At 34.5% G+C, this 16,038-nt stretch carries 14 protein-coding genes and 1 pseudogene; 7 read left to right on the top strand and 8 right to left on the bottom strand.

The genetic code is table 11. From position 1 onward, the window contains the following. Positions 1-138: 138 nt before the first annotated feature. The gene (gene ppsA / locus LU301_RS05680) at positions 139-2,505 is read left to right on the top strand and encodes a phosphoenolpyruvate synthase (protein ID WP_305273729.1); all 2,367 of its coding nucleotides are present in this window, start codon (positions 139-141) and stop codon (positions 2,503-2,505) included. A 112-nt stretch (positions 2,506-2,617) separates the two neighbouring features. Here ppsA and LU301_RS05675 read toward each other — a convergent pair whose 3' ends face one another. Further along, complete coding sequence (locus tag LU301_RS05675; RefSeq protein WP_305273727.1) at positions 2,618-3,349, bottom strand: imm11 family protein; 732 nt, start codon at positions 3,347-3,349, stop codon at positions 2,618-2,620. Positions 3,350-3,510: 161 nt separating this feature from the next. On the opposite strand from LU301_RS05675, the gene LU301_RS05670 reads away from it, so the two are divergent. The 3 genes from LU301_RS05670 to LU301_RS05660 all read left to right on the top strand — a co-directional run bounded on the left by LU301_RS05670 (position 3,511) and on the right by LU301_RS05660 (position 5,654). Then, a complete protein-coding gene (locus LU301_RS05670) occupies positions 3,511-4,410 on the top strand; it encodes a tetratricopeptide repeat protein (RefSeq protein ID WP_305273725.1) in 900 nt (299 codons plus the stop codon). A gap of 173 nt (positions 4,411-4,583) precedes the next feature. Beyond that, positions 4,584-5,153, top strand: coding sequence for a DUF4126 domain-containing protein (locus LU301_RS05665; protein WP_305273712.1), 570 nt, complete (start codon positions 4,584-4,586; stop codon positions 5,151-5,153). 15 nt (positions 5,154-5,168) lie between these two features. Then, a complete protein-coding gene (locus tag LU301_RS05660) occupies positions 5,169-5,654 on the top strand; it encodes a DUF1289 domain-containing protein (RefSeq protein WP_305273711.1) in 486 nt (161 codons plus the stop codon). 205 nt (positions 5,655-5,859) lie between these two features. Here the strand turns inward: LU301_RS05660 and gorA are convergent, their stop codons facing one another. Beyond that, positions 5,860-7,215, bottom strand: a complete 1,356-nt coding sequence (gene gorA, locus LU301_RS05655; protein WP_305273709.1) for a glutathione-disulfide reductase — start codon at positions 7,213-7,215, stop codon at positions 5,860-5,862. Positions 7,216-7,549: 334 nt separating this feature from the next. Between gorA and LU301_RS05650 the strand changes: the two genes are divergently transcribed. Continuing rightward, complete coding sequence (locus tag LU301_RS05650) at positions 7,550-7,975, top strand: YqaA family protein (protein WP_305273707.1); 426 nt, start codon at positions 7,550-7,552, stop codon at positions 7,973-7,975. Here the strand turns inward: LU301_RS05650 and LU301_RS05645 are convergent. Further along, positions 7,969-8,784 carry a sulfite exporter TauE/SafE family protein gene (locus LU301_RS05645; RefSeq protein ID WP_305273704.1) on the bottom strand — a complete coding sequence of 272 codons (816 nt, stop codon included), beginning with the start codon at positions 8,782-8,784 and terminating at the stop codon, positions 7,969-7,971. The two genes, LU301_RS05650 and LU301_RS05645, sit on opposite strands and share 7 nt — an antisense overlap. 116 nt (positions 8,785-8,900) lie before the next feature. Here LU301_RS05645 and LU301_RS05640 point away from each other — a divergent pair, with 116 nt between their 5' ends. Together LU301_RS05640 and LU301_RS05635 are read left to right on the top strand one after the other, a co-directional pair. Beyond that, positions 8,901-9,290 (top strand): DUF4951 domain-containing protein, encoded by a 390-nt coding sequence (locus LU301_RS05640; RefSeq protein WP_305273702.1) that lies wholly within the window; start codon positions 8,901-8,903, stop codon positions 9,288-9,290. A 59-nt stretch (positions 9,291-9,349) separates the two neighbouring features. After that, positions 9,350-10,129 (top strand): annotated as a pseudogene (locus tag LU301_RS05635) (arginyltransferase); the annotation flags it as partial. 185 nt (positions 10,130-10,314) lie between these two features. Here the strand turns inward: LU301_RS05635 and lpxA are convergent. The 5 genes from lpxA to bamA form a co-directional block, all read right to left on the bottom strand. Further along, positions 10,315-11,103, bottom strand: a complete 789-nt coding sequence (lpxA, locus tag LU301_RS05630; RefSeq protein ID WP_305273701.1) for an acyl-ACP--UDP-N-acetylglucosamine O-acyltransferase — start codon at positions 11,101-11,103, stop codon at positions 10,315-10,317. Beyond that, a complete protein-coding gene (fabZ, locus tag LU301_RS05625) occupies positions 11,093-11,572 on the bottom strand; it encodes a 3-hydroxyacyl-ACP dehydratase FabZ (protein WP_305273698.1) in 480 nt (159 codons plus the stop codon). Before fabZ ends, lpxA begins: the two co-directional genes overlap by 11 nt. Before the next feature lie 28 nt (positions 11,573-11,600). Then, positions 11,601-12,674: a UDP-3-O-(3-hydroxymyristoyl)glucosamine N-acyltransferase gene (lpxD, locus tag LU301_RS05620; RefSeq protein WP_305273696.1), complete on the bottom strand. Its 1,074-nt coding sequence runs from the start codon at positions 12,672-12,674 to the stop codon at positions 11,601-11,603. 96 nt (positions 12,675-12,770) lie between these two features. Then, the gene (locus tag LU301_RS05615; protein ID WP_305273691.1) at positions 12,771-13,265 is read right to left on the bottom strand and encodes an OmpH/Skp family outer membrane protein; all 495 of its coding nucleotides are present in this window, start codon (positions 13,263-13,265) and stop codon (positions 12,771-12,773) included. Between the two features lie 334 nt (positions 13,266-13,599). Then, entirely contained in the window at positions 13,600-16,026 is a 2,427-nt protein-coding gene (gene bamA, locus LU301_RS05610) for an outer membrane protein assembly factor BamA (protein WP_305273689.1), read from the bottom strand. Positions 16,027-16,038 lie beyond the last annotated feature (12 nt).

Below are 16,038 nucleotides of genomic sequence, written 5' to 3'. Positions count from 1 at the left end.
TTATTTTTTAGACAACAACATAAAGCTAACGACATCTACAAATGAGTATAATATAATGACGATATATTTAACAGAATTTTATTTTACATTCTATCTCAAAAAGATAAAATGTCTCAATTATCCTATCAGGAGAAAAAGATGACTGCTCGTGTTATTCCTTTAAATCAACTTGGCAAGCATGACGTTGAACTGGTTGGCGGTAAAAACGCATCACTCGGCGAAATGATTAGCCACCTTGCCAATGCTGGTGTCTCTGTACCCACAGGGTTTGCGACCACAGCCGAAGCATACCGTGAATTTTTACAACAAAGCGGTCTCAATGATAAAATTAAAGCAGAATTAGACCAACTCGATGTTGATAATATTCAGGCTTTAACTGAAACTGGTGCAAAAATTCGTCAATGGATTGTGGATACACCATTAACTAAAGAATTAGAACAAGAAATTCGTTTAGCTTTCCACACATTATCCAATGGTAATCCTGATATTGCGGTTGCGGTGCGTTCATCAGCGACAGCGGAAGATTTACCCGATGCGTCATTTGCAGGACAACAAGAAACCTTCTTAAATATTCGTGGTATTGATAATATTCTGATTGCCATTAAAGAAGTTTTTGCATCATTATTTAATGACCGTGCCATTGCATACCGTGTACATCAAGGTTTTGACCATAGTTTAGTGGCATTATCAGCAGGCGTACAATATATGGTACGTTCAGAAACAGGCTCTTCTGGTGTGATGTTTACCCTTGATACCGAATCTGGTTTCCGTGATGTGGTGTTTATTACTGCGTCTTATGGTTTAGGTGAAATGGTTGTACAAGGTGCAGTGAACCCTGATGAATTTTATTTATCGAAAAAATTATTAAATAATGGGAAACACGCTGTTTTACGCCGTAATTTAGGTTCAAAACACCAAAAAATGATTTATACTCAAGATGCAAGTGCAGGTAAATCAGTGGCTGTGGTTGATGTTGATAAACAAGAACGCCAACAATTTGCACTCACCGATGAAGAATTGCATGAATTAGCTAAACAAGCCTTAATTATTGAGCAACATTATGGCATGCCAATGGATATTGAATGGGCAAAAGATGGCGATAATGGTAAATTATATATCGTACAAGCTCGTCCAGAAACGGTAAAAAGCCGTCAAAATGCAGGCACAATGGAACGTTATTTACTCAAACAAAAAGGAACTGTTTTAGTAGAAGGTCGTTCAATCGGACAACGCATTGGTGCAGGAAAAGTGCGCATTGTTACATCTGTACAAGAAATGGACAAGGTACAAGATGGCGATGTATTGGTTTCTGATATGACTGACCCAGATTGGGAACCAGTAATGAAACGTGCATCTGCGATTATTACCAATCGTGGCGGACGTACTTGCCATGCGGCAATTATTGCACGTGAATTAGGCGTACCTGCGATTGTCGGTTCAGGCAATGCCACTGAAATTTTACAAGATGGACAAGAAGTAACCGTTTCATGTGCTGAAGGCGATACAGGTTTTGTTTATGAGCATTGTTTAGATTTTGAAATTCAAAGTAATTCTATCGAATCAATGCCTCCATTACCATTTAAATTGATGATGAATGTCGGCAACCCTGACCGTGCATTTGACTTCGCCCAAATTCCAAATCAAGGTGTAGGTTTAGCTCGATTAGAATTTATCATTAACCGTATGATTGGTGTTCACCCTAAAGCATTGATTAATATCGATAGCTTACCTCGTGAAACTCGTGCCGCCGTGCTGATGCGTACTGCAGGTTATGCAACACCGATTGATTTCTATGTTGAAAAATTGGTTGAAGGGATTTCTACCCTTGCGGCTGCCTTTGCTGATAAGCCAGTAATTGTGCGTATGTCTGATTTCAAATCTAATGAATATGCGAACTTAATCGGTGGAAAACTATACGAACCTGAAGAAGAAAACCCAATGCTTGGTTTTCGTGGTGCAAGCCGTTATGTCTCTGATAATTTCCGTGATTGTTTTGAACTTGAGTGCCGTGCTTTGAAAAAAGTGCGTGATGAAATGGGTTTAACTAATGTACAAATTATGATTCCATTTGTGCGTACAGTCAATGAAGCTAAACGTGTGATTGAACTCCTTGCACAAAATGGTTTAAAACGTGGTGAAAATGGCTTAAAAATCATTATGATGTGTGAATTACCAACCAATGCGTTATTGGCAGAGCAATTCTTAGAGCATTTTGATGGTTTCTCAATCGGCTCAAATGACTTAACACAACTCACGCTTGGTTTAGACCGTGATAGTGGTATTGTTTCTCATCTGTTTGATGAACGTGATTTAGCAGTCAAAGCGTTATTGTCAATGGCAATTCATGCGTGCCGTAAAGCAGGTAAATATGTGGGGATTTGCGGACAAGGTCCATCAGACCATCCAGATTTAGCAAAATGGTTGATGGAACAAAATATCGAATCAGTTTCACTTAACCCAGACTCTGTACTCGATACATGGTTCTTCTTGGCTGGTGAAAAATAATATTGTATCATTGTACAATATCATCAAAATGTAGGGGCGAAAAATTTTTCGCCCTTACTTAAATCTATAAATAACAATCAATTCAATATAACATATTATTTTTGATAATTATTTATTGAATAACACAACGAATCAAACCAAGTTCTTTTTTATTAAAACCTGATTGTACTAAAGACTGAGCCAATCTATCTGAAAAAAATAAAGAATGATTAAGTAATGGGTCATGCCATAAATCTACCTCATTGGCTTTAGCTTGTGATAATAAAACAATATCATCATCTTTTGGTTCTCTTATCCATCTCTTTCTTTGTTGAGAGAAATAGTGGTTAGCTGTAATTTCTTGACTATTTGCCACATCCAAAAACTCAAATTTCTCTGCAATATTCATAAAATAATAAGGCTTATCGAAAAGCTGTTCTTTGGTTTCAATGTCATAGATATAAACTTGGCTAAAATGGGTTTTACCAAGATTATATTTGGAAATTATTTTGTATATTTTCTCACTAATAATCAAGAAACCTCCAACTATTCGAAACATTACTTCATTTGTATTTGGCAAGACTCTATTTGGTTCATTAAAGTTTGGTTCGCTAAATATTGCTTTTGGCATATATTTACCCTCAATAAACTCCCCCCCTTTCCATTTTTCAGAAAATGGCTTTGTTAAATCATAATACATTTTTATCTTTTGTTTTTCATCATCAGTTGCATTCCCAGCCTTTTCTTTTTGTTCAAGACGAAAAAGGTCTACAGCATCCCAACATTCAGGTATAGTAGCTTGAATACCATGCACTTTTGTTACAGAATAATTACTATACTCACACAACCAAGCATAATTAGACATCACTGTCTCCTAAAATTTCAATTTCTCTATTTTAAAACACTAAACCTATAAAAACAAGTGTTATTTTACAGTTTAGCCAGTTTAAATAATACACTTGCTTTTATTTTTATAATCTGTATAAAATAGCTTATCCATTTATTGTTCAACTCATTGGAGTTTTGATGAAAAATTATATTTTATCGGCATTGTTTGGTGCAATGCTCGCAACAAGCAGTATGGCAACGTTCGCTTATCAATATCAATACGGTTCATATAGTGCAGAAACCTTGAAAAAAGCCCAAGCAGGCGATGCAGATGCGCAAAATATGATTGGCGATGGTTATTTTGAAGGCAATGGCATTAAGCAAGATTATCAAAAAGCCTTTGAATGGTATATGAAAGCTGCGAATAATGGTCATTTAGAAGCTATGAACTCAGTTGCTTATATGTATGATAATGGCTATGCGAGTAATGATGTTGATGTGATTCAAGCTGAAAAATGGTATAAAAAAGCAGCAGATAAAGGTCATGCAAGTTCACAATTTATGCTAGCAATCATCTATCGTGATGATGAAACATTTCAAAATAAAAAATTATACCGTGAATATCTAGTTAAATCAGCAAATAATGGTCATGACCCTGCTCAATATGAATTAGCTTTAGCCTATGAAGATGGTTTATATGGCTTTAAACAAGATGAAAAACAAGCCGTTAAATATTATCAATTAGCTGTTGCTCAAAAACACCCGATTGCGACCAATAATTTAGCTTTGATGTATGAAGAAGGTCGTGGGGTCAATAAAGATATTAATAAAGCCTTGAGTTTATATGAACAAGCCTATCAATTAGGCGATGTTGCAGCTGCTTACAATTTAGGTAATCTTTATTATGAAGGCGAGTTAGTCAAAAAAGACTATAAAAAAGCGGTAATGTATCATGAGTTTGTCTTAGAAAATACCGATGACCATGATTTTTTACATGACAGTCTCGACCAATTGATTAATATGTATGAAAATGGTGGTTATGGTATCAAGAAAAACTTAAGAAAAGTCAAAGAATTAGAACAAATGGATATTCACTAAGTGAAAGAATAATCACCTACATGATGCAATGTAGGTGACTATTTCATCAAATCTATACTTTAAAATAACAAATAAGAATAATCATCATTGTTTATTTTCATCAAATATTCGCATATATTCTCATAAATAAGTGGTATAATTTTAGTGAAATATAATTTAAATATTTGTTTATTATGAGTACAGAAATCCTTTTAAGTATTTTTCTTGGTATTGGACTGGCTGCAAGTGCAGGTTTCCGTGTATTTGTCCCCTTATTTGCTTTAAGTGGTGCATCATTTTGGGGGATTTTACCCTTAAATGAACAATGGGCTTGGCTCGCCTCAACACCTGCTCTCGTGATTTTAGGCGTGGCAAGTATCGCAGAATCTGTCAGTTATTTAATACCTTATGTCGATAACCTACTCGATAGTTTAGCTGTACCATTAGCAGGCATTGCAGGCACATTAGTCATGGCATCAACACTTACCGATATGGATCCCGCTTTAACTTGGGCTTTAGCTTTAGTCGCTGGTGGTGGTTCAGCTAGTCTGATTAAAGGGACAACGGCTGTAGGACGTGGTGCTTCTACCGTTACCACAGGTGGATTAGCGAATCCTGCCATTTCCGTTGCTGAAACAGGAACTGCGATTGGACTCTCTGCTTTTGCCATTTTTATGCCTGTTTTAACTGCTGGGATTGTTGCTGTACTATTAATTGCTTTTATATGGTTTTTAGTCATTAAAATGAAAAAGAACAAATCTTAACGCAAGGTATGAATTATGTCTCAATCTATTCAAAATAAACGTTTAACCCCTTGTGCAGGACGATGTTCTACTGTATTTGGCGACCAAGTATGTCGTGGTTGTCGCCGTTTTAATCATGAAGTGATTGATTGGAATAGTTATACCACCGAACAACAAATTGCAATTTGGCAACGTTTAGACCAACAGCTTGACCAAATTTTAATTCCAATGTTGTCTAATGCTGAACCTGAAATCGTTGATGATTTTTTAGATAGTAAACACGTTCGTCTTATGCCGACTGCAAGTTTAGGACGTAAATATTATCACGCTATACGTCTTTGTGAAAAAACACCTAAATTTTGTGAAATTAGCGGATTAAATATCGAAGCAAGTCAAATTAAAGATTTTTGGTATGATTTTGAACAGCGTATTTTAGCCCTTGCCTTAGCACAATACGAAATGGCATGGGTACGTGCTACGAATCTCAAAAATATTTTAGAGCATAATGATGATTTGTCTTAAATTTGTATGTAAATTCAATTCATATTTGAAAAGTAGGGGCGAATCATATTCGCCCTGTATGAATATCGTATTTATTCGGCAAATGTGATTTGCCCCTACAAGTCTGTACCACTTTTTAGGTTAAATTAGTATATAAACTGACCATATCAAAAAAAATGGCTATCTATGATTATAGACAGCCATTTTACAATCTAATCTTTAACCATTATCGCATGGTTACAAATTCTTCTGAACCTGTTGGGTGAATAGCAACGGTATTATCAAAATCGGCTTTAGTCGCTCCCATTTTGATGGCAACGGCAAAACCTTGAATCATTTCATCAACTCCAAAACCGATACCATGTAAACCAATGATTTTTTGCTCCTGACCTAAGCATACTAATTTCATTTTACACGGCTGACGATGTTGCGTAACTGCACTATACATTGGTGTAAATGACGATTGATACACTTTAATATTTTCCTGACCATATTGTTCAATCGCTTGCTGTTCAGTCAATCCAATTGTACCAATTGGAGGGTGGCTAAATACAACGGTTGGCACAAAATTGTAGTCTAAATGCTCATTCGGTTTATTATTAAATAAACGCTCAGATAATCGGCGACCCGCAGCAACAGCAATAGGTGTTAAAGAAACTGCATTTTCAATAATATCTCCTACCGCATAAATATTTGCTACATTTGTATTTTGATATTTATCAACTTTGATAAAGCCTTTATCATTAGTTGCTACACCTACAGCTTCTAAATTGATATTATCCGTTGCTGGCTCACGTCCAATTGCCCACACTAAACAATCAACCGTTAATTCTTGCCCATTAGCATAATAAATAGTTAAACTTTCATCAGCATTTTTAACAATACGTTGTGGATTAACTTGACGATGAATATGAACGCCTTCCTTTTCCATCACATCAACTAAAGTTTGTACAATATCTGTATCAAAATTACGCAATGGATTATCTTTACGCACCAATAAATGCGTTTCTGAACCTAAACTATTAAATACTCCAGCAAGTTCTACTGCAATGTAACCTGCACCAACCACCGCTAAACGTTTAGGCTGTTCAGTCAAAGCAAATAAACCATCAGAATCTATACCATATTGTTGCCCTTCAATATCAGGACGGCTTGGTCGTCCACCAGTTGCAATTAAAATATGTTCTGCTGTAATTTTTTCGCCATTCACTTCAACTGTATTTTTATCAATAAATTTTGCAAAACCTTGAATTACATCAACATTATTTTTATTAAACACATTTTGATATGAACCATGAATACGCTCAATATAGGCATTACGGGCTTTCACTAAAGTTGCATAATCAAATTTATTGACCTGAATATCAAAACCATAATCGGGTGCATATTGATGAATTGCATCAGCTAATTGTCCTGCATACCACATCACTTTTTTAGGCACACAACCAACATTTACACAAGTTCCACCAATATGTTTTGCTTCAATAATTGCACATTTTTTGCCATAACTTGCCGCACGGTTAATCGATGCAATACCACCAGAACCACCGCCTATCGCAATATAATCATAATGTTTAGTCATTTCAATCACCATTTTACATTTTATCTAAGATAAAGCTATTGTATCATACCTAATCTGTTAAATTTGTCATAAAATCATATACTCACACAATATTATACGATTTTACGATAGATTGATAATTTTTCTTGGGCGTGATGGACATTGGTTTTTGTAGCTAAAAATGAGAAAAATCAAAAATTTTCAAGGAAAAAGTTGCAATCAATATTAAAATCTTGCCAAAACTTTTGACGAAAAAAACTAGATTTAGCCATTTTTAGCACAAAAAATATTATCAATAGCTAAAATTCAAGCAAACTATTAAAATATGTCATTCATGTTCAACACGCCTTAAATTATGAGTTATTTCACATTATTTATCACAGCTTTTTTGGCAGGAAGTTTATTCCCTGCCCAATCTGAGGCTTTATTAATCACTTTATTATCTCAACACCGCTACACAATTGAATTGTTAATCTTGTGTGCCAGTTTAGGTAATATTTTAGGCTCGTGTTTTAATTGGTATATTGGTACCCAACTGCAACGTTTCCAACACAAAAAATGGTTTCCTTTTTCACCACAACAAATCCAAAAAGCTAAACATCACTACCAAAAATATGGCTATTTCAGCTTATTATTCAGTTGGCTACCGATCATTGGCGACCCTTTAACTTTAATCGCAGGCATACTCAAAGAACATTTTATTAGATTTTTACTCTTAGTCAGTATTGCTAAAACAGGACGCTATATTGCAATTTATTACTTATATCAAATCGCTCAATAAAAGAATACTCGCAACCATTGATAAATAAAATAGCAACCGACTAATAATAATTCAATAGCAAAATATTTTTTAAGTTTTTGTGCAGAAATAGCATGAGCCACTTTAACCCCTAATTTTGCTGTCATAAAACTGGCAATGCTAATACCTAAAAAGGCATAAATGTGTACATAACCTAAACTATTAGGTGCTTGAATACTATGTTGTGAGCCAAACCATAAATAACCGATCGCCCCCATAATCGAAATTGGTACACCACACGCAGATGAAGTCGCTACTGCACGCTGTATTAACATACCACAACGATTTAAATAAGGAACAATAATACTTCCCCCTGCTATACCAAAAATCGATGATGCTACACCAATTGCACCACCAACTACACGCATCGTCCAAACGTTCGGTAAATTCATTGTTTCAGCTTCAATAATGTTTTTCTTTTTTAACATACCATAAGCTGTCCAAAATGCAAATAAACCAATCACTAATTGCATATTGGCTGAACTGAGTTGATTAGCAATCCAAGCACCTAGTAATGAACCAAGTAACATAAATGGCACAAATACTTTAACCACCGACCAAACAATTGCACCTTTTTTGTGATGGGATAATGCTGAACTTAAACTACTGATGACAATACTCGCCAACGCAGTACCAACAGCTAAGTGCATAATAATTGATGGGTCATAATGTAAAATATAATTAAATACAAAATAGAGACAAGGGATAATAATTAACCCACCGCCAATGCCAAACAAACCAGCAAAAAAACCTGACACGCTACCAATTAATAAATAAAGTAAAATTTCCATCATTCACAGCATAAAAATGATAATAAACAGTATTGTAACATAAATAATACTATTCCATCATTTTATTTTTATGATAAAATATAATCATTATTATTATAGAATATTAGGTAATCACAGTGAAACCATCTCCACTAAAATTACTCTTTTGCTGTTTAATAACAACAAACGTATCGGCTGAATTGCATATCAATAATATTATTACACCACTACCTTCGCAAGTAAATAAATCCATTAATCGTCTTGCAATTCCACCAATCCCTGAAAAAATGTCATTAACCCAATTTGGTCAAGAAGTTATTCAATGGGGAACTGGATTTCAAGGTGCTAAATATCAACTAGATAATATTACAGCTGAATATGTGCAAACTATTAAACAACATGGTATAACACAGACAATGATTGTACAATGGCGTGATTTTTATCAAAATGAAACTCAACGCAATCCTTCTAATATAGCTGCTTATTACCGTGCTTTACTAATGCAAAAAATATTAACATTATGGTAACACATAGAACTATGATTTACTCTCTGATACAATAATCATGTGATAATTTAAGGTGAACTATGAATCAACACAATAAAGATATTTTGCGTAATTTTAACTATTTTATTACCAATGATGATGAAGATTGCTCTTATATTGATGGCAAACTATCACGCATCGTATTGATTGACCCACAAGCTAAAATTAATGATAACGTATTTTCTGCCCTTGCTGATGGCGGTTTTCGTCGTAGTGGTGAGTTAATTTACAAACCTAGTTGTAATTCTTGTTCACAATGCTTGGCTTGTCGTATTCCTGTGGCAGATTTTAAAATTAACAGTATGCAAAAGAAAGCATGGAAACGTAACCAAGATTTAAAAGTAACGCTTATTCCTGCACATCAAGCAAATCAAGAACATGCTAAATTGTACGTTAAATATGTCCAACATCGCCATGCTGATAAATCAACCAGTCCGCCGAGTGAACAACAATTTTATGAATATCTTGTAGTCTCTCGTACACAAAATATTTTTATTGAGTATTGGCTTAATGAACAATTAATTGCCGTTTCTGCCTGCGATATGTTCCATGATGGCTTATCTGCCGTTTATACATTTTTTGACCCAGATTATCACAAACGGTCTTTGGGTGTGTTTTCAGTCTTAACTCAAATCGAATATGCCAAATCATTAGGATTAGATTATGTCTATTTGGGCTATTGGATTCCACATTCAAAAAAAATGAATTATAAAGCTCAATACCAACCTTTAGAAATTCTATATAAAGGAACATGGGAACGTTTAAGCTACCCTTTAAATGACGATGATGTCCGCCGTTTTGGTAATATGCTCAATACCAGCAATGATTTATTACATGCACCTGCACAATTATTACCTGTATTTAATCCACACATACAATTTGATAATGTCAGATTGATTGGCTTTCATGATGATAAACCATAGACAATAAAATACCCCAAAAGGTTGATTGCTAACTTTTGGGGTATTGGTCAATAATCAGCCACTTTAAGCAACTTTTATCACAATTAACGTGTAATACCACGTGTACTATCCTTTAAGGACTGTACTAATAATGAAACTTCTGGAACTGTTGGTAAAATTTGCTCTTCAATTAAGGCAATCGCTTCTTTAGTGGTATAATTTTGTTTATATACCAACTTAAAAGCATCCATCAAACCATTAATCACATCACGAGACCAACCTTTACGCTTTAAACCTTCCGTATTAATTTTCATTGCACGAGCAGGATTTCCAGAAACAAGTACATAAGCAGGTACATCTTTCCAAATAGTTGAACCACTCGCAATCATACTATAAGAATCAATATGACAGAATTGATGAATACCTGAATTACCACCCATTACCACATAATCCCCCATATGTACATGTCCTGCAATACCAGCATTATTGGCAATCACATTATGACTACCAATAATACAATCATGAGCAATATGAGTATTGACCATCAACAAATTATGACTGCCAATTTTGGTAATGCCTTGATCCTGAATTGTACCACGATGTAAAGAACAATGCTCACGAATAGAATTATAATCCCCTATTTCCAGCCATGTTTCTTCACCCATGTATTTTAAATCTTGGCAATCCGCACCAATACTAGCAAAAGGAAAAATTTCATTCATTTTTCCTATGCGTGTATGCGAGTGTACCACAACATGTGAATGTAATTTTGTACCTTCAGCAATACTAACTTGAGGACCAATAATACAGTAAGGTCCAATTTGTACGTCTGCTGCTAATTCTGCCGATGGATCAATAATAGCAGTCGGGTGAATGAATTGATTATTGCTCATTATTACTCAATTTTTGATGGGAAATCATAATTTCAGCCGTTGCAACCACTTGATTATCAACGAGTGCAGTACAATTATATTTATACAAACTACTACGTTGCATAATTAATTCAGATTTTAACACTAATTGATCACCAGGCACAACAGGACGTTTAAAGCGTACTTTTTCAGCACCCGCAAATAAGAATAGTGAATTACCATCAGGTAATACATCATTTAAAATAAAGCCTAAGACACCAGATACTTGTGCTAATGCTTCAACAATCAACACACCAGGCATAATTGGTTGATTGGGAAAATGTCCTTGAAAAAACTCTTCATTTAAACTGACATTTTTATAACCCACAATGGTTTTATCTTCTACACTTAATACACGATCCACCAATAAAAATGGATAGCGATGTGGTAAATACTTATGAATGTCAGGTGCCATTAAAGGAAATTTAGGCAAATTAACAGTTTCAGTCATGATGATACTCACTCATTTATCTAGGCAATTATTTGGGTAATTTTGCCTGTAGGGTTTCAATCTTAGCCTGCATATCATCTATCTTTTTAGTCATCTGGGTCAATGGCAAATCTGCTAATTGTCTTAAACGTACAATCGTTTTTTTCCAATGATTAGTTTCAAAAAAACTTGTTCCTGAAGAATAACTTCCAGCTTCGGTAATACTTTTAGTAACCATTGATTGGGCAGTTAAAGTTACATTATCCGCAATGCTAATATGTCCAACTAAACCACAATCGCCACCTAAAATACAATTTTTACCAATTTTAGTGCTACCTGCAATACCACATTTTGCCGCAATCGCAGTATGTTCGCCAATTTGTACATTATGGGCAATTTGTACCAAATTATCAATAATTACACCATCAGCAATTATCGTATCATCTAATGCACCACGATCAACACTACAATTAGAGCCAATACGTACACCATTGCCAATACGCACTGAACCTAATTGAGCAATACGATGCCATTGTCCTTGATACGGTGCAAAACCAAAACCTTCACCACCAATCACAGTATTAGCATGAATGCGTACACCTTGACCTAATTTACTTTCGCCAATAATGCTGACATTACTTTCAATAAAACTATTTGCACCAATTTCAACTTTATCACCAATGACCGTATTGGCTAAAATAATGGTATTGTCTCCAATCACTGCATGATGACCAATGACCACATGATGACCAATATATACATTGTCACCGATAATCGCTGAATCATCAATTTGTGCTGTATGCTCAATACCACGTTTTATATGCTTAACTTCAAACACATGAGTTAAAATAGCAAAAGCCAAATAAGGATTAGCAACTACTAAATAAGGAATATTTAAATTTTGTGATTGTAAATTTTGTAATACATCTTCATTCACAATTAATGCGCCTGCTTTTGTTTGTAAAGCAGATTCAATATATTTTGTTCCATTGACAAAACTTAATTGTGTAGGTTGTGCATTGGCTAAACTTGCCATTTTATCAATGACTATATTTTCATCGCCAATAATTTTTGCTTGAATATGGGAAGCAAGCTCAGCTAAACGATAAGATTGATGTATCATAAAATGTATTATTCACGAGATGATTTTATTTAAAGAACAATATAAAATCAGTTAAAGCGTATATCATTATGATACACGCTTTATTAGAATTTAATATTATTTAATCGCATTTAAACGTTGAATTACTTTATCTGTAATATCCACTTTCTTATCATAAGATAATACAACACCACGCTCTAAAACAATATCAAACTTATTTTCAACACGCAATTGTTCGGTTACTTGGCTAATACGATTATTTAAAGTATTTTCAATTTGCCCCATACCTTGTTGTACACGTGTTTGTACTTGTTGTTGCAATTTGCCAAATTCATTCATTTTAGTTTCAAACTGTTGCTCAAGACGTTTCAATTCATCTTCTTTCATTTTAGGAGCTTCAGTTTGTGCTTTTTGTTGCATAGCAGCTAATTCTTTACGTAATTGTTCCAACTTTGTTGTATCAGCCTTGATAGATTGTTGTAAACTTGCTTCTTGCTGTTTGACATAAGTACTACTTTCAATCACTTTTGGTAAATCAACTACCGCATATTGATTGGCAAAACTTGCAACTGACATTGTCATACCTGCAACTAATAATGCTATTTTTTTCATATCATAACTCCATCGTTACCTATTTAATATGAATTCGGCTTATTTACACCCATAAATTTTTGATACTAAAAGATATAAATTAAATCGATAAATGCTAGTGGGTGCGTAATATACACCATGTATAGATTTTTATCGAAATGGTGTAATACACACCCTATTTATCCTTTTATTTTCAATAAGTTGTATAAATATTTGAGCCAAACTCACGTTATTTAATATATGAGAATAATTTTTAACTAAAAACTATTCTCATTAAACTATTACTAGCACATCATAACATAAGGCATGATTTTTGCCTAGATTATGATAGTATATTTTCAGTAAATTTATAGGTTTAGAATGTACGACCAATTTCAAATTGAACATTCTTGGTTTCATCACCCTCTTTTTTGTTCAATGGATAAGCATAACTTAATGAAATTGGACCAATCATAGTCAGCCAAGTAAAGCCTGCACCCACACTATAACGCATATTGTTCATATCAAAGCCATAATTGTCTTTACAATACTGTTGTGCTGAAACTAATGTATTCGTTGCACGATTATATTGCTGTGTGCCTGTATTAAAGCCTTTACATTGCGTATCAAAGACTTGAGCTCCTTCAGCAAATAGTACTGGGCGTACTTGACGTGTCCAATCACCTTTAAATGGTAATGGCAATACCAATTCAGTACCAAATTGGATTAAAGCATTACCTCCTACGTGTTCTGGATCCACATCACCTCTATTCTCAAAATATGTACGGTCATAACGGGGCCCTAAAGTACTAATTTCATAACCACGCACCGAACCAAAACCACCAGCAAAATAGTTTTTGTAGAATGGCATATCATTACCATAACCTAAACGCCCGTAACCGCGTAAGGCAAAACCTTTCCATAATGGTAACATACCTTGGAAATCATAAGTTATTTTTTGATAATCCACATCACTACCAGGAACAGCAACTTCTAAACCTACACGGTGGTACATACCTGACGTTGGGAATACTGGACGGTTTAAAGTATTATATGCCCATGCTAAATTTAAATTATAGGTTAAGAAATCGCCTTCAAATGATTTATTTTCATTTGTTCTAGCTTTACCGCCATTATTCAATAAATAATCACGCACATAGGTTGAAGCATATTCACCCGTACGCACTGTTGTTTTATCCACACCAAAGGTTGCACTTACACTTTGATTTTCATCTAAAGGATAACCAAACGTAATATTTCCACCTAAACTATCGGTAGCATAATTAGTTACACTATAACTGCTACTTTCTTTAGTTTTACGATAATAAGCATTAAAACCACGACTCACACCATCAATGGTATAATACGGATTGAGTACACTAAAGTTATAATAATCTTGTGTTTGTGAACGTGTTAAATCAATCCCCACACGATTACCTGTACCTAAGAAGTTAGTTTGGCTTAAACCTGCTTGGAAAGTCATACCACCACTTTGTGAATAACCTACTGCAAATGTCGTGCTACCTGAGTGCTGTTCTTCAACTTTTACATCGATATCCACTTCATCAGGAATATTCGGTACACGCACAATATTCATATCCACGGTTTTAAAGAAACCTGTACGCTCTAAACGAATTTTTGACAATTCAATTTTTTCATTACTCGCTAAAGCACCTTCCATTTGACGCATTTCACGGCGTAATACTTCATCGGCAGTCTTGGTATTACCACTAAAATTAATACGGCGTACTTTGACTTGCTGACCCGGATTAATATAATAATTTAAATCAACAGTTTTAGTCGCTTCATCAATTTTTGGAATGATGTTAATTTCAGTAAAATAATAGCCAGCGTTACCATATTTATTGAGTAATAATTGACGCACTGCATTCACTTGAGCTTGAGAATAAGTATCGCCTTCTTTATACACACGCAAGGCATCTAAATCTTCCGCCTTAAACATGGCATCGCCTAAAAATTTACTTTGTCCAAAGTTAAATTTTTCACCTTCTTTAATTTTTACTTCAATAAAGATATGACGTTTATCTTCACTAATATCTAGTTGTGAGTTTTCAATTTCAAAATTAATATAGCCATTATTGAGATACATGGTGCGTAAAGCTTCTAAACTCGCCGCCATTTTTTCACGTGCATAACGGTCTTTACGTGAAAGTACAGTAGACCAACCGCTTTCTCTTACAGCAAAGGCTTGCTTAATCTCACTCTCTTTAAATACGGTATTACCAATCACATTAATATCGACAACTTTTGCAGGCAAACCTTCATCAAAGTTAATGGTAACTTCAACACGGTTATTTGCTGTTTCTAATGTTTCGATTTTAATATCAGCATTATAGCGACCTTGTTGTGCATATTGTTGCTCTAACTCTGTCTCAATGGTATGCATAGCAGATTTTTTATAAACGCTTCCTTCAGCAATACCCATCTTTTTCAAGCCATCAAGCAACATATCTTTTTGTAATAATTTATTGCCTTTTAATGTAATTTTAGAAATAATAGGACGCTCCACTACATCAAAAGTAATAATTCCATCTTGTGTTGAACTTTTTACATCTTCAAATAAACCTGAAGCATATAAACTTGAAACTGTTTGTGCAATCACAGTCTCATTCGCCGTATCTCCTACACTAATTGGCAAATAAGGCTGTACATTGGCAGGCGTTAAACGAATTAAACCCGACATACGCACATCTTTTACCGTAAAACTTTCACTAGCATGAGCTTGAACACTTGCTATAGCACTGACTAAAGCCAGTGGCATAAATAAATGTGAAAATCGCATTTGCTGTTTCCT

It is taken from the genome of Moraxella sp. ZY210820 (assembly GCF_030674635.1).
GTDB lineage: Bacteria > Pseudomonadota > Gammaproteobacteria > Pseudomonadales > Moraxellaceae > Acinetobacter.
This window is presented reverse-complemented; position numbering and strand designations above follow the sequence as displayed.

Coding starts and splice junctions, on each gene's coding strand:
- ppsA (WP_305273729.1), top strand. CDS start 139: ATGACTGCTCGTGTTATTCCTTTAAATCAACTTGGCAAGCATGACGTT.
- LU301_RS05675 (WP_305273727.1), bottom strand. CDS start 3,349: ATGTCTAATTATGCTTGGTTGTGTGAGTATAGTAATTATTCTGTAACA.
- LU301_RS05670 (WP_305273725.1), top strand. CDS start 3,511: ATGAAAAATTATATTTTATCGGCATTGTTTGGTGCAATGCTCGCAACA.
- LU301_RS05665 (WP_305273712.1), top strand. CDS start 4,584: ATGAGTACAGAAATCCTTTTAAGTATTTTTCTTGGTATTGGACTGGCT.
- LU301_RS05660 (WP_305273711.1), top strand. CDS start 5,169: ATGTCTCAATCTATTCAAAATAAACGTTTAACCCCTTGTGCAGGACGA.
- gorA (WP_305273709.1), bottom strand. CDS start 7,215: ATGACTAAACATTATGATTATATTGCGATAGGCGGTGGTTCTGGTGGT.
- LU301_RS05650 (WP_305273707.1), top strand. CDS start 7,550: ATGAGTTATTTCACATTATTTATCACAGCTTTTTTGGCAGGAAGTTTA.
- LU301_RS05645 (WP_305273704.1), bottom strand. CDS start 8,784: ATGGAAATTTTACTTTATTTATTAATTGGTAGCGTGTCAGGTTTTTTT.
- lpxA (WP_305273701.1), bottom strand. CDS start 11,103: ATGAGCAATAATCAATTCATTCACCCGACTGCTATTATTGATCCATCG.
- fabZ (WP_305273698.1), bottom strand. CDS start 11,572: ATGACTGAAACTGTTAATTTGCCTAAATTTCCTTTAATGGCACCTGAC.
- lpxD (WP_305273696.1), bottom strand. CDS start 12,674: ATGATACATCAATCTTATCGTTTAGCTGAGCTTGCTTCCCATATTCAA.
- LU301_RS05615 (WP_305273691.1), bottom strand. CDS start 13,265: ATGAAAAAAATAGCATTATTAGTTGCAGGTATGACAATGTCAGTTGCA.
- bamA (WP_305273689.1), bottom strand. CDS start 16,026: ATGCGATTTTCACATTTATTTATGCCACTGGCTTTAGTCAGTGCTATA.